This window comes from Streptomyces diacarni (genome assembly GCF_003323715.1).
In the GTDB taxonomy this organism is placed as follows: Bacteria; Actinomycetota; Actinomycetes; order Streptomycetales; family Streptomycetaceae; genus Streptomyces; species Streptomyces diacarni.
In genome coordinates, this window is sequence record NZ_QOIN01000028.1 from 162,676 (window position 1) to 176,917 (window position 14,242).

Sequence of the window (14,242 nt, forward strand, 5' to 3'; positions counted from 1 at the left end):
GCCGGTTCCTGGAGGGAGCCGAGTCCTAGCGTGCGGCGAGCCGTTCCATCAGGGCGGCGCCGCGCGCCAGCGCCTCCCGCTCCTCGCCGGTGAGCTCGCTCTCGATGGCCTGCGCCAGCCAGCCCGCTCTGCGCCCGCGCTCCGCGTCGAGAGCGGCCCGTCCCGCGGGGGAGAGCTCGACCAGGGTCTTGCGGCCGTCCGTGGGGTGCGCCCGGCGGACGACCAGGCCCTGTTCCAGGAGCAGTCCGACGGCCCTGGCCATGGACTGGGGCCGTACGCGCTGGTCCGCCGCGAGATCGCTGGTGGTCATGGACCCGTCGCGGTCGAGGGTGCCGAGTACCGAGACCTGGCCGTGCGGGATCCGGTCCTCGTGCTTCACGCGCCGCGTGAGCTTGCCCATCGCGGTACGCAGTTCGGCGGCGACGGCGGCGGGTTCCGGGGTGGGCATTGGAGCACCTTAACCGCGGTGGTCGGCGGCGCGGCCGCACGCCCCGTTCCGACAGCCCAACTGAACAGGTGAGGTGAACAGCTTGGCTGTACAGCTTTGCTGTAGAGTCGCCGGTGTCGCGGCACGCGCCAGCGCTGTCGCAGCAGGGCCGCGGCGTGCGTCAACGCGAAGGACCTTTCATGGTTTCCCAGACAGTCGCGTCCACCGTCATCCAGTCCGTCACCGCCCGCGCGGTTCTCGACAGCCGCGGCAACCCCACCGTCGAGACCGACGTCCTCCTCGCGGACGGGTCGCTGGGCCGCGCCGCGGTCCCGTCCGGCGCCTCGACCGGTGCACGGGAAGCCGTGGAGTTGCGCGACGGGGACCCCGGGCGCTGGCACGGCAAGGGTGTCGACCGCGCGGTCGGCCACGTGAGCGGTGAGATCGCGTCCGTGGTCGTGGGGCGCGACGCCGACGACCAGGCGGGCCTCGACGCGGCACTCGCCGCGCTCGACGGTACGGCGGACAAGTCCCGCCTCGGCGCCAACGCGCTCCTCGGCGTCTCCCTCGCCGCCGCCAAGGCCGCCGCGGGGGCCCACCGCCTGCCCCTCCACCGCTACCTCGGCGGCGTCGACGCCCGGCTCCTCCCGCTGCCGATGATGAACATCGTCAACGGGGGAGCGCACGCCGACAACCCGCTGGACTTCCAGGAGTTCATGATCGCGCCGGTGGGCGCCGGGACCTTCGCGGAAGCCGTCCGCATGGGCTCCGAGGTCTTCCACACGCTCCGGCGCGACCTGCGCGCGGCCGGGCACGCCACCGGCGTCGGCGACGAGGGCGGTTTCGCGCCCGCGCTGCGCACCGCGCGAGAGGCCCTCGATTTCGTCGTGCGCGCCATCGAGCGCACCGGCTACCGGCCGGGCGAGGACATCGGGCTGGTCATGGATCCCGCCTCCTCGGAATTCTTCCGCGACGGCGTGTACGTGTACGCGGGCGAGGGTGTCCGCCGCACCCCCTCCGAGCACGCCGCACACCTGGCCGAGCTGATCGACGCGTACCCCGTCGTCTCCGTCGAGGACCCGATGGCCGAGGACGACCTGGACGGCTGGCGCGAGCTGACCGCCCGCGTCGGCGACCGCTGCCAGCTCACCGGCGACGACGTCTTCTGCACCGACGAGAAACTGCTGCGCGAGGGCATCCGCACCGGCGTCGGGAACTCCGTCCTGGTCAAGGTCAACCAGATCGGCACCCTGACCGAGGCGCTCGCCACGGTCGCCACCGCCCACCGCGCCGGCTGGACCGTCGTGATGTCGCACCGCTCCGGCGAGACGGAGGACACCACCATCGCGGACCTGGCGGTCGCGACGGGCTGCGGCCAGATCAAGACCGGCTCGCTGTCCCGGTCCGACCGTACGGCCAAGTACAACCAGCTCATCAGGATCGAGGAGGAGCTGGGGGAGTCCGCACGGTACGCGGGCGGAGCGGTACTGCGCCGCCCCTGACCCACCGCCGTGCCGCCGGGCCCCGGACACGGGTCCGTCAGCGGCCCCGGCCTTCGGGTGCGCTCTCGCGCAGCAGTGCCACGTCGCGGGCGGCCTGGGTGAGGAGCGCGCGCATCGCGGCCTCGGCGGCCTCGCCGTCCTGGTCCCGTATCGCGTCGAGGACGGCGCGATGGCTGGGGACCGGGTCGCCGGGGTGGTGGCCCGGGCCGTGGACGAGGCGGTCGCGGGCCGCCCGGGCGGTGGCGATCACCATTTCCATCCGCTCCAGCAGCTCGTTGTGGGAGGCGGCCAGCAGCGCGCGGTGGAAGGCGAGGTCGGCCTCGACGGCGCCCGGCGCGCCGTCGGGGGCCTCGCCCATGTCCCGCAGTGCCGCCTCCAGTGCGGTGAGGTCCGCCGTGGTGCGGCGCTCGGCGGCGAGCCGTACCGCCGCGGGCTCGACGATGCCGCGCACCTCGTCCAGGTCGTGCAGCAGCGGTGGCGCGGCCCGGGACGCGGCGGTGTCGGCGGACTGGAACTGCCAGCGCAGGACGTCCGCGTCCAGCAGGTTCCAGTCGGCGCGCGGGCGCACGAAGGTGCCGCGCCGCTGCCGCGCGTCGACCATGCCCTTGGCCGCCAGCACCTTGAGCGACTCGCGCAGTGCGGTGAGGCTGACCCCCAACTCCTCCTGGAGCGCCGCCAGGTCGAGGGTGGCGCCCTCGCCGAGGGCGCCACTGAGTACCCGGTGCGCCAGCGCCTCCACGGTCTGGCCGTGCACCCCCCGGCGTGCGTAGCCCGGCATGGGGCCTCCCGTCCTCTCCGCTCCCGCCTCGCACGGGTCCTGTCCCGCGCTCCACGTGTCCGCTCCCGCCTCGCACGGGTTCCGCCGCGCGACACCGAGCCTGGTCGCTGAAAAGTACCGCGTCAACAACTATTCCTAATTAACGAATTCTTGTAGCGTGCGGCGTCATCACGGTCCCCGTCACTCGACTCGTCCGAGAGGCAGCGCACATGACGGCAGCCGACACCACTCCCCGCGTCCCCTTCACCCCGGCCCGCCTCCACTTCGGCGCCGACTACAACCCCGAGCACTGGCCCGAAGAGGTCAGGGCCGAGGACATCCGGCTGATGAAGGAGGCCGGGGTCACCATGGTCACGGCCGGCATCTTCTCCTGGGGGCTGGTCGAGACCCGCCCCGGCAGCTACGACTTCACCTGGTTCGACCGCGTCATGGACGACCTGGCCGAGGCGGGGATCGCCGTCTGCCTGGCCACCATGACCGCCTCACCGCCGCCCTGGCTGAGCGAACGGCACCCGGAGATCCTGCCCGTCACGGCTGACGGCGTACGCAAGTGGCCCGGGTCCCGGCAGCACTACTGCCCCTCCAGCCCGGTCTACCGCGAGCACGCCGTGCGCCTCGTCGAAGCGCTCGCCACCCGCTACGCCGCGCACCCCGCGCTGGCGATGTGGCACATCGGCAACGAGTACGGCTGCTCCAACCCCGTCTGTTACTGCGACGTCTCGGCCGCCGACTTCCGCCGCTGGCTGCGCGAGCGCTACGGCACCGTCGAAGCCCTCAACGCGGCCTGGTCGACCACCTTCTGGGCGCAGGCCTACGGCTCCTTCGACCAGGTCATGCCGCCCCGTGCCACGCCCACCCACCCCAACCCCACCCAGCAGCTGGACTACTGGCGCTTCAGCGACGACGCGCTGCTGGGCTGCTACCTCGCGGAGAAGGCGGTGCTGCGCCGCGTCACCCCGCAGGTGCCCGTCACCACCAACCACATGCCGCACCACAAGCCGGTCGACCCCTACCGCTGGGCCCCGCACGAGGACGTGGCGGCGCTCGACCACTACCAGGAGCCCTACGATCCGCGCACCCACGTGGACGCGGCCGCCGCCTTCGACGTCGTGCGCTGCGCGGGAGCGGGCCGTCCTTGGATGCTGATGGAGCAGGCGCCCAGTGCCGTCAACTGGCGGGAGCGCAACAGCCCCAAGCCGCCCGGCGCGATGCGGCTGTGGAGCTGGCAGGCCGTCGCCCAGGGCGCGGACGCGGTGCTCTACTTCCAGTGGCGCCAGTCTCCCGGCGGCGCCGAGAAGTTCCACTCGGCCGTGGTGCCGCACGCCGGACCCGACACCCGGATCTTCCGCGAGGTGGCGGCGCTGGGCAGGGAGCTGGCAGCCCTCCCGCAGCTCGCGGGGGCCCGCAGCGCGCCCGAGGTGGCGCTGCTGGCCGACTGGAACAGCTGGTGGGCCATGGAACAGGGCTCCCACCCCTCCTCGGCCCTCAGCCACCGCGAGGCGCTGCTGCGCCACTACGCGCCGCTGTTCGACGCCGGGGTGCCCTGCGACATCGTGCCGCCCGCGAGCGACCTGTCCGGCTACCGGCTCGTCGTCGTGCCCGACCTCTATCTGATGAGCGAGGCGACCGCCGAGAAGCTGACCGCGTACGTACGGGAGGGCGGCCACCTGCTCGTGTCGTACTTCTCCGGCATCGCGGACGAGGACGACCATATCCACCTGGGCGGCTACCCCGCGCCGCTGTGCCAGGTGCTCGGGCTGCGGGTGGAGGAGTTCTGGCCGCTGCCGCAGGACGGGCGCGTGCCGCTGCACGGCGAGCTGAACGGCGCGGCGGACCTGTGGTCGGAGGCCGTCGACCTCGAAGGGGCCCGGGCGCTCGCCGTCTTCGGCGACGGCGAGCTCGCGGGGCGGCCCGCCCTGACCCGGCACGCTTTCGGCGACGGCGTCGCCTGGTATGCGGCGACCCGCCCCGATCCTGAGCTGATGCGCACGCTGATGGACCGGGTGCGGGAGGCGGCCGGCGTGGCGCCCGTCCTCGCGGGGCTGCCCGCCGGGGTGCAGGCGACCGTCCGCGAGGGCGAGGGCGGCCGCTTCCTCTTCCTGCTCAACCACGGCGCGGAAACGGTCACCGTGCCCCTCCCGTACCCGGCGCGTGACCTGCTGGCCCCCGGCTCGGAGCCCGCCGGCTGCCGCACGCTGCCGCCGCGGGGCGTGGCGGTGCTCCAGCGGGCGGACTGAACCGCCTGCGCGTACGGCATGGACGGCACGTGGTGCATGGACGCATGTACGGCATGTACGGCATTGGACGAGGAGGTCAGATGCCCACCCGACGCACACTCCTGGTCGGCGCGGCGGCCGTGGCCGCGGCGCCCGCGCTCGCCGCCTGCGGTGAGCAGGCGGGCGCGGCGCGCACCACGCGCCAGGCACCCCGCTCCCCGGGCCGCCGGGTCGACCTCGTCTTCTGGACGTGGGTGCCGCTCCAGAAGGCCGTGGCCCTGTGGAACCGGACCCACCCCGACATCCACGTCACGGTGCAGACGGTGCCCGCCAACACCTCCGGCGGCTACCAGAAGATGCACTCCTCCCTCAAGGCCGGTGACCCGCCCGACCTGGCGCAGGTCGAGTACTACGCGCTGCCCGAGTTCATGCTGGTGAGCGGACTGACCGACCTGACCGCGTACGGCGCCGACAAGCTCAAGGGCTCCTACGTCGACTGGCAGTGGCAGCAGGGCGTGTTCGCCGGCCGCACCTACGCCCTCCCGCAGGCGTCGGGCCCGATGGGCTTCTTCTACCGCGCGGACCTCTTCGAGCGGTGGGACGTGGAGGTCCCCCGCACCTGGGACGCGTTCCGGACGGCCGCCGCGCAGATCCGCAAGCGCAGCGGCGGTGCCTCCCGCATCAGCGCCTTCCCGCCCGCCAACGCCCAGTGGTTCGCCTCCTTCCCCTGGCAGCGGGGCGCCCACTGGGTCCGTACCGAAGGCGACACCTGGATCGTGGACCTGGCGAGCCCGGAATCGCTGGAGGTGGCCGACTTCTGGGACGGCCTGGTCCGTGACGGCCTGATCCTTCCCACGCAGGACGCGCAGAGCGCCTTCTTCAAGGCGCTCCAGACCGGGCAGATGGCGGGCTGGCCGGGCGCCCAGTGGTACGACGCGCTCATCCGGGGCAACGCGCCCGGCACCAAGGGCAAGTGGCGGGTGGCCGAGCTGCCCCAGTGGGAGCGGGGGGCGCACGCCTCCGCCAACTGGGGCGGCTCGGCCACCGCGATCCTCCAGGGCACCCGCCACCCGGCGGAGGCGCTGCGGTTCGCGCACTGGCTCAACACCGACCCGGACAGCATCGAACTGCTGGTCGAGGCCGGGTACGGCTGGCCCGCGGCGGAGCTGGATCTCGCGGACTCGCCGCTGGGCGAGCCCAGCGACTTCTTCGGCGGCCAGGCCTACAACGAGGTCTTCCAGATCTCCGACCGCAACGTCGACACCACCTGGCGCTTCGGCCCCACCACCACCCAGTCCTACGCGCACATCCAGGACAACATCGGCCGCGTCGTCGCGGGCCACGGCACGATCAGAGACGCACTCAAGGACGCCGAGACCAAGTTCGTCGACGACCTGAAAGCCAAAGGCCTCAAGGCGAGGAGCGCGCGATGACGACCACCACGAGCGGGGGGAAGCGGACCCCCGCCCCTCCCGCGTCCGCCGCCACCCGCCGCCGGGCCAGACCCGACCGCAAGGCCTGGAGGTTCCTGGCGCCCTTCCTGGCCGTCTACGTCTTCGCGATGATCCTGCCGATCCTCTACGCGCTCTACCAGAGCCTGCTGAGAGTGGAGCGGTCGGGGCCGCTGGGGCTGGGCGAGCCCTCGGTGGGTTTCGCCGGGCTGGACAACTACGCGCTCGCCCTCCAGCAGACCGCCTTCCTGGAGGGCTTCGGCCGGGTGCTGCTGTTCGGCGCCGTCCAGGTGCCGGTGATGCTGCTGCTGGCGCTGACGCTCGCCCTCCTGCTGGACCAGGTCTCCGACCGCTGGGCCTCACTGATGCGGGCCGCCTACTTCCTGCCGTACGGCATCCCGGGCGTCATCGCGACCCTGCTGTGGGGGTTCCTGTACGTCCCGGGGATCAGCCCGATCAACGACCTGCTCGGCGACATGGGCCTCCAGCCCGACTTCCTCGGTTACGACAACGTGCTCTGGTCCCTGGCCAACATCGTGGTGTGGGAGTTCGCCGGCTACAACATGCTGGTCATCGTCGCGCAGCTCAAGTCGATCCCGCAGGAGCTCTACGAGGCGGCCAGGATCGACGGCGCGGGACCGTGGCAGACGGCGCTGCGCATCAAGATCCCGCTGATCCGTCCGGCGCTCGTCCTCACCTGCGTCTTCTCCATCATCGGCACCCTGCAGCTGTTCGCCGAGCCGCTGGTGCTCAAGAAGCTCGCCCCCGCCGTCACCACCGACTTCACGCCGAATCTGAGCGCCTATTTCGACGCCTTCGCCAACGCCAACGTGTACCTGGCGGCGGCCAAGTCGGTCCTGCTCGCCGTCGTCGCCATGGTGCTCTCGTTCGGCTTCCTCAGCCTGGTGGGCCGGGGGCGGAAGGGCGGGGACCGATGAGAGCCGCACCCACCAGAGTGCCCCGACCGGGCCGCATCGTGCTCGTCGCGGTCCTCGTGCTGGCCGCCGTCTACTTCCTGCTTCCCGTCTACTGGCTGGCCGTCGCCGCCACCAAGTCCAACAGCAGCCTCTACGGCAGCTTCGGCCTGTGGTTCGACGACCCCCGCCTGTGGCAGAACCTCAAGGACGTCTTCACCTACAACGGGCACATATTCCCCCGGTGGGCGCTCAACTCGCTGCTGTACGCGGGCGTCGGCGCCGTCGCGGCCACCCTGCTGTCGGCGGCGGCCGGGTTCGCCCTGGCCAAGTACCGCTTCCGGGGCCGCGAAGCCGTCTTCAAGTGCGTCCTGGCCGGGGTGCTGCTGCCCTCCACGGCGCTCGCGCTGCCGCTCTACCTGATGTTCGGCAAGATCGGCCTGACCAACAGCTACTGGGGCGTGCTCATCCCCAGCGTCGTCAGCCCCTTCGGGGTCTACCTGTGCCGCATCTACGCCGAGTCCGCCGTGCCCGACACCCTCCTGGAGGCCGCCAGGGTGGACGGCGCGGGGGAGGAGCGGATCTTCTTCACGGTGGTCCTGCGCATCATGTCGCCCGCGCTGGTCACCGTCTTCCTCTTCCAGTTCGTACACATCTGGAACAACTACTTCCTGCCGCTGGTGATGCTCTCCGACGACCGCAAGTACCCGATCACTCTCGGCCTGGTCACCTGGCAGCAGGCGGCCGACCGCTTCCCCGAGCTGACGCAGTACACCGTCGGGGGCGCCTTCGTCTCCGTCATCCCCCTCGCCGTCGCGATGCTCGTCCTCCAGCGCTACTGGCGGACCGGACTGACCGAGGGCAGCGTGAAGGAATAGGAGCAGTGACACGTGCGCATCACCCGCGTCGAGACCTTCGCCGTACCGCCGCGCTGGCTCTTCTGCCGGATCGAGACCGACAGCGGCCTCGTCGGCTGGGGCGAACCGGTGATCGAGGGACGCGCGCAGACCGTCCGCACGGCCGTGGGCGAGCTGGCCGAACAGTTCCTGATCGGCGCCGATCCGCTGCGGATCGAGGACCACTGGCAGCTGATGACCAAGGGGTCCTTCTACCGCGGCGGACCCGTCCTCTCCTCCGCCGTCGCCGGACTCGACCAGGCGCTGTGGGATCTCGCGGGCAAGGCGTACGAGGCCCCCGCGCACCAGCTCCTCGGCGGGCCCGTGCGCGAGCGGGTCCGCGCCTACTGCTGGGTCGGCGGCGACGAGCCGGCCGCCGTGCGCGACCAGGCCACCGCGCAGGTCGAGGCGGGCTTCACCGCCGTCAAGATGAACGCCTCGGGACGTACCGACCGGCTGCCCACCACGGCGGCCCTCGACGCGATCGCCCGGCGCGCCGAGGCGGCCCGCGAGGCGCTCGGGCCCGAGGGCGACTTCGCTGTCGACTTCCACGGTCGGCTGACCACGGCGGGCGCCCGCCGGGCGCTCGACGTGCTGGAACCGTATGGGCCGCTCTTCGTGGAGGAGCCCGTACTGCCCGAGTACACGCACCTGATCGGGCAGGTGACCGGGTCCACCACCGTGCCCGTCGCCACCGGGGAGCGGCTCTTCTCCCGTACCCAGATGCTGCCCGCGCTCCAGGCGGGTGTCGCCGTGATCCAGCCCGACCTCAGCCACGCCGGCGGCCTGTCCGAGGCGCGGCGCATCGCCTCCCTCGCCGAGACCTTCGACGTGCTGGTCGCCCCGCACTGCCCGCTCGGCCCGCTCGCCCTGGCGGCCAGCCTGCAACTGGCCTTCTGCACCCCCAACTTCCTCATCCAGGAGCAGTCCATCGGCATCCACTACCACTCCGGCGCCGAACTCCTCGACTACGTGCTGGACCGCGAGGTCTTCCGCTTCCACGAGGGGCACCTGCTGCGGCCCACGGGCCCCGGGCTCGGAGTGACGATCGACGAGCGGGCGGTGCGCGAGGCCGACGGCACGGCAGCCGACTGGCACAACCCCACCTGGCGCCACCCGGACGGATCGTTCGCCGAGTGGTGAGCCCGCCGAGCCCGGCAGAGGCACGCTCGGCCCCGACCCCGGCCACCCGTCGAAACCGTCACCCCCCAAGGTGGTGACGAACGCGAGCACCACCCCGGGAGACCGGCGCGCCTCCCGCGGTGGTCAGCACGGACTCCCCGCTCACTCATCCAGGGGGCGGGGCCGCTGAGCTGCGGCTGAAAACCTCCCACCATCGCAGACGAGCGTCCAGCGTGATACCTGTCGGATGTCAGGGGCGCAGTGGAAGCCCGCGGCCGAAGGGGGAGGGTGAACCATGGACACGGTGATCGTCCAGCTGCCGGACCAGCAAGGAAACCTCACGGGCGACCGGGGGGACAGACCCCGTCTGCTCCACCTCGGCCCGGGCCAGAGCGCCGACTTCGGGCGCGGCGATCCCGGCCACCCGGTGCAGGTCGCCCTGCCCGACCCCGGAGTCTCCCGGCGCGCCGGGCAGATCACCGCCGCCGAGGACTACTGGCGGCTGTCCAACTACAGCGGGCACGTCACCTACGTGGTGGAGAACATGGAGGGCGCGGGCGAGCACATCAAGGTCCCGCCCGGCAGGCTGGGCGCCCCCGTGCCGTTCGAGTTCTCCCGCGTCGTCCTGCCCTCCCGCGACGGCGAGGTGCACTTCAAGGTGTTCGCGCCCGAACACATGTACCTGGACGCGGGCGGCGGAGACCGGGCCGGCGAACCCACCCAGAGCCCGTTCACGCTCGACCAGACCGCCAAGTACTTCCTCGTCCTGCTCGCCCTGTGCGAGCCGCGGCTGCGCGACCCCTCCAGCGGCGCCATCCCCGGCGTCAGCGAGGTACTGGAGCGGCTGCGCCCGGTGCCGGGCTGCCACGACCTGACCCGCTCCGCCGTCAACTACCACATCGAGTACCTCGCCTCGGTCAAACTGCGGCTGCGCGGCGACGAGGAGCGCACCGCGGGCACCAGTCGCAAGCGCGCCGAACTCGTCGCCCTCGCCCTCCGCTTCGACCTGGTGCGCGAGGAACACCTCACGCTCCTGCGTCCCGGCGCCCGGGCAGAACGCACGGGGGAGCGCGAGGGATGAGCGAGCCCGCACACTCCCGCCTCGACCTGCCCGCCGGATACCGGGTGGGGGAGTGGACCCTGACAGGGCGGATCGGAGCGGGCAGCTGGGGCGTGGTGTACGCCGCCGAGAGCGCGGACGGCACGCAGGCCGCGGTGAAGTTCCTGCCCACCCACCTGCTGCCGCCCGGCCAGCGCGCTTCCATGGAGCAACTGGTACGGCGGGAGGTCCGCTTCAGCCTGGAGACCGACCATCCGCACGTGGTCAGCACGCGCGAGGTGCTCACCGTCCGCGACCCCGGACGCCCCGAGATCGACGGCGTCACCGCACTGGTCATGGACCGGGCCGAACACAGCCTCCAGGAGCTGCTGGCCGCCCGCCGGAGCAGCGGCGAAGGCCCACCCGCGCTGCCCGAGGCGGCCCGCGTCCTGGCCGGGGCCGGCGCCGGACTCGCCCACATCCACGGGCGCGGCTGGGTGCACGGCGACCTCAAGCCGGGCAACGTCCTGCTGGCGCCCGACGGCGAGGTGTGGCTCGGCGACTTCGGCCTCACGGTCGAACTCGACGGCACCCACGCCTACGTGCCCCCGCTGGGCTCCCTCGACCACGTGCCGCCCGAGTGGTGGTCGGAGCGGGAGGGCGGCCGCAGCACGGTGCGCCCCACCGCCGACATCTGGGCCTTCGGCGTGCTGGCCCACCAGGTGCTCACCGGCGGGCTGCACCCCTTCCCCGGGTCCACCGCCCGCGCCCGCGCCCTCGGCGCGCAGGCCTACGCACGAGGCGGCGCCCCGCTGCGCCTCGACAACACGATCCCCGACGGCTGGCGTGAGCTGATCGCGGACTGCCTGCGCCCCGACCACGCCTCGCGCGCCGCCCTGGACGCCGCCGCGCTCGCCGAACGGACGCGGGAGCTGGAGAACTCGTGCGCCGCGGACGCCCGTTCCGGCAGGTACGAGGGCCCCGCCGCGGGCCGGTTCCTCGGCGCCCGCGTCCCCGCCGGGCGCAGGACGCCGGGGCGTGGGCGCCGCCGGCTCAGCATCGTGGCGGCCGCCGTCACCGTGCCGGTCGTGGCCGCCGCCGTGTCGGTGGCGCTGCTGCTCGCCGACGAGGAGGAGGGCGCCTCACCGGGCGGCGGCCCGGGCGCCGCCTCGGCGCAGTCCGGAGCCCTGCCCGCCGACTCCGACGTGCCCCGCGACCTGCGGCCCGTCATCGAGGACGCCGCGCGCCAGTGCGCCGAGGAAGAGGTCACCCCCGCCTTCCTCGCCGCGATGCTGAAGGCCGAGAGCGGCTTCGACGCCGACGCCCGACGGCCCGAGTCCAACGAGTACGGCATCGCCATGTGGACGCCGTCGGTCTTCAAGGGCTGGGCGAAGGACGGGGACAAGGACGGCGACAAGAGCTACATGTCGCCCCCCGACGCCATCGCGGCGATGTCCAACTTCGTGTGCTGGCTCGACCAGAAGTACAAGAAGGAGGGCATGGACGAGGACCTTCCCGGGCTGATGGCCGCCGGCTACCGCACCAGCTCCCGTACCGTCCTGCAGGCCGGCGGGGTGCCCGAGCGGGTCAGGCCGCACGTGCAGCGCGTCGAGCGGTATCTCGAGGAGTACACACGCTGAGCCGGCCCCGGAGGCCCCGCCGGGCACCTGAGCCCGTCAGGGCGACCGCGGCTCCGCCGGCGCCTCCGGACACAGCAGCGCGGCCGAACCCCAGGTGAGGCCGCCGCCGAACGCCGTCACCAGGACGCGTGCCCCGGGGCGCAGCCGCCCGCCTGCCTGCGCGTCGGCCAGCGCCAGCGGGATCGAGGCGGCACCGGTGTTGCCCACCTCCCGCAGGTGCAGGGCGCAGCGGTCGGCGGGGATGCCCAGGCGCTTGCCGACCGCGGTGAGGATCCGCGCGTTGGCCTGGTGCGGCACGAAGTGGTCGACCTCTTCGGGACGCCAGCCGACGCGCTCCAGCACCGCGCCGCACGAGGCGGTCATCCGCTCGATGGCGTGCTGGAAGACGGCCCCGCCCCGCATCCGGAAGTAGCGGTCGCCGGGCGCTTCCGGCTCGTCCAGCGAGCGCGCCCGCGCCCCGCCGCCCACCACGGTGATCAGGTCGTACCCCGACCCGTCGCTGCCCAGGTCGAAGCCCAGCAGCGCACCGGCGGAGTCGCTCTCCTGACCGCGTGCCACCAGCGCGGCGCCCGCCCCGTCGCCGAAGACGACGCCCGTGGAGCGGTCCTCGGGGTCGAGCCAGTGGGAGTAGATGTCGGCGCCCACCACCAGCACCCGGTCGAACAGCGCGGCGCCGACAGCGCCCTGGCACAGCGCCAGGCCGTAGACGAAGCCGCTGCACACGGCGGCGATGTCCAGGGCGGGGATGGTGCCGAGCCCCAGCCGGGCCGCCACCGCGGGAGCGGTCGCCGGGCACAGGTGGTCGGGGGTGGCCGTGGCCAGCACCAGGGCGTCCACGCGCGGGTTGCCCGCCTTCTCCAGCAGCCGCCGCGCGGCGTGCACGGCCGCGTCCCCCGTCGAGGTACCGGGGTCGGCGACGTGGCGGCGTTCGATGCCGGTGCGGGTACGCACCCATCTGTCGTCCACGCCCCACTGCCCGGGGAGTCCGGCGTTGGGCACCACGCGCGGCGGGACCCAGCCGCTGACCGCCTCCAGGACCACGGGGCGCACCGGGACGCAGGGCGCGGCCGCCGGCAGGGCGTACGGGGCCGGGCCGCTCAGCACGCGGTGCCCCGTCGCGCGTGGCGGGCGGCTGAAAGGTTCCTGCGGCGCACGAGCACTGAGCCCCCTGAACTCGACTGGTCGGACCGGACCGAGCTCCGGACCGGACGGATGGACCCACAAGAGGGGCCTTTTGTACCCCAGCTCCGGGCAGCCACACGAGCTGCCCGACCACACGCCGAGACGGGTGCGTCCCGCTCCGCGCGGCTGTGAACAGGGCGTTCGTGCCGTACGGGGGTGGAGGGCGGCGCCGTGCCCTTCCCCCGTGTGAGGGAGGGGGTGTCACAGGCGGTGTCCGTGGTGTTTCCGCCGAACGTATGAGGCACGGTGGCGGGCATCCTGGGAGGGAACGTGCACCAAGGCGGCGGACAGCAAGACCCACAGGAAGACGGAACCCCATGACCTACCCCACTCGGCAGGCACCACGAGCGGCGGACGTGCACGCCCTCGGCCGGTCGCTGAGCGAGTGCCGCGCCTGCCCGCGGCTGGTCGACTGGCGCGAGGAGACGGCACGGGTCAAACGTCCCGCCTTCCGCGACTGGGACTACTGGGCGCACCCGGTACCCGGCTTCGGCCCCGCGGACGCGCGGATGCTGCTCGTGGGGCTCGCCCCGGCCGCGCACGGCGGCAACCGCACGGGCCGCATGTTCACCGGCGACCGCGCCGGGGACGTGCTCGTGGCCGCTCTCCACGACCTCGGCCTGGCCTCGCAGCCCACCTCCACCCACAGCGGCGACGGCCTCCAGCTGTACGGGGTGCGGTTCACCTCGCCCGTCCACTGCGCGCCGCCCGCCAACAAGCCCACCCCCGCCGAACGCGACACCTGCCGCCCCTGGCTCGTCCGCGAGCTCGAACTGCTGCGCCCCACTCTGCGCACCGTGGTCGCCCTCGGCGCCTTCGGCTGGCAGGCGGTGCTGCCGGTGCTCGGCGAAGGCGGCTGGTCTCTCCCGCGGCCCCGGCCCGCCTTCGCGCACGGGGCCCGCCTCGAACTGCCGCCCACGCAGCCGGGCGCGGCGCCGCTGGCCGTCCACGGCTGCTACCACGTCACCCAGCGCAACACCTTCACAGGACGGCTGACCCCGGCCATGCTCCGCGATGTCCTGCGGACCGCGGCGCTGGAGGCCGGCCTCCCCGTCCACCCCGCGTCCTGAACGGT

The 14,242-nt window shown here is 73.2% G+C and carries 12 protein-coding genes; 9 read left to right on the plus strand and 3 right to left on the minus strand.

From position 1 onward, the window contains the following. Positions 1-25 precede the first annotated feature (25 nt). Positions 26-448 (minus strand): MarR family winged helix-turn-helix transcriptional regulator, encoded by a 423-nt coding sequence (locus DTL70_RS04095; RefSeq protein WP_114020439.1) that lies wholly within the window; start codon positions 446-448, stop codon positions 26-28. Between the two features lie 179 nt (positions 449-627). On the opposite strand from DTL70_RS04095, the gene eno reads away from it, so the two are divergent. Then, positions 628-1,929, plus strand: a complete 1,302-nt coding sequence (gene eno / locus DTL70_RS04100; RefSeq protein WP_114020440.1) for a phosphopyruvate hydratase — start codon at positions 628-630, stop codon at positions 1,927-1,929. A gap of 37 nt (positions 1,930-1,966) precedes the next feature. Here eno and DTL70_RS04105 read toward each other — a convergent pair whose 3' ends face one another. Beyond that, positions 1,967-2,707 carry a FadR/GntR family transcriptional regulator gene (locus DTL70_RS04105; protein WP_114020441.1) on the minus strand — a complete coding sequence of 247 codons (741 nt, stop codon included), beginning with the start codon at positions 2,705-2,707 and terminating at the stop codon, positions 1,967-1,969. A gap of 209 nt (positions 2,708-2,916) precedes the next feature. Here DTL70_RS04105 and DTL70_RS04110 point away from each other — a divergent pair, with 209 nt between their 5' ends. The 7 genes from DTL70_RS04110 to DTL70_RS04140 all read left to right on the plus strand — a co-directional run bounded on the left by DTL70_RS04110 (position 2,917) and on the right by DTL70_RS04140 (position 11,985). Continuing rightward, complete coding sequence (locus tag DTL70_RS04110; protein WP_114020442.1) at positions 2,917-4,944, plus strand: beta-galactosidase; 2,028 nt, start codon at positions 2,917-2,919, stop codon at positions 4,942-4,944. 80 nt (positions 4,945-5,024) lie between these two features. Continuing rightward, complete coding sequence (locus DTL70_RS04115; RefSeq protein ID WP_114020443.1) at positions 5,025-6,356, plus strand: ABC transporter substrate-binding protein; 1,332 nt, start codon at positions 5,025-5,027, stop codon at positions 6,354-6,356. After that, the gene (locus DTL70_RS04120; protein ID WP_114020444.1) at positions 6,353-7,312 is read left to right on the plus strand and encodes a carbohydrate ABC transporter permease; all 960 of its coding nucleotides are present in this window, start codon (positions 6,353-6,355) and stop codon (positions 7,310-7,312) included. Before DTL70_RS04115 ends, DTL70_RS04120 begins: the two co-directional genes overlap by 4 nt. Then, positions 7,309-8,166 (plus strand): carbohydrate ABC transporter permease, encoded by an 858-nt coding sequence (locus tag DTL70_RS04125; protein WP_114020445.1) that lies wholly within the window; start codon positions 7,309-7,311, stop codon positions 8,164-8,166. Before DTL70_RS04120 ends, DTL70_RS04125 begins: the two co-directional genes overlap by 4 nt. A 12-nt stretch (positions 8,167-8,178) precedes the next feature. After that, a complete protein-coding gene (gene dgoD, locus DTL70_RS04130) occupies positions 8,179-9,327 on the plus strand; it encodes a galactonate dehydratase (protein ID WP_114020446.1) in 1,149 nt (382 codons plus the stop codon). Positions 9,328-9,601: 274 nt separating this feature from the next. Further along, a complete protein-coding gene (locus DTL70_RS04135) occupies positions 9,602-10,387 on the plus strand; it encodes a serine/threonine protein kinase (protein WP_114020447.1) in 786 nt (261 codons plus the stop codon). After that, the gene (locus DTL70_RS04140; RefSeq protein WP_114020448.1) at positions 10,384-11,985 is read left to right on the plus strand and encodes a serine/threonine-protein kinase; all 1,602 of its coding nucleotides are present in this window, start codon (positions 10,384-10,386) and stop codon (positions 11,983-11,985) included. Before DTL70_RS04135 ends, DTL70_RS04140 begins: the two co-directional genes overlap by 4 nt. A gap of 36 nt (positions 11,986-12,021) precedes the next feature. Here the strand turns inward: DTL70_RS04140 and DTL70_RS04145 are convergent, their stop codons facing one another. Further along, complete coding sequence (locus DTL70_RS04145) at positions 12,022-13,089, minus strand: beta-ketoacyl-ACP synthase III (RefSeq protein WP_114020449.1); 1,068 nt, start codon at positions 13,087-13,089, stop codon at positions 12,022-12,024. Positions 13,090-13,484: 395 nt separating this feature from the next. Here DTL70_RS04145 and DTL70_RS04150 point away from each other — a divergent pair, with 395 nt between their 5' ends. Continuing rightward, positions 13,485-14,237 carry a uracil-DNA glycosylase gene (locus tag DTL70_RS04150; protein ID WP_114020450.1) on the plus strand — a complete coding sequence of 251 codons (753 nt, stop codon included), beginning with the start codon at positions 13,485-13,487 and terminating at the stop codon, positions 14,235-14,237. Positions 14,238-14,242: the final 5 nt, after the last annotated feature.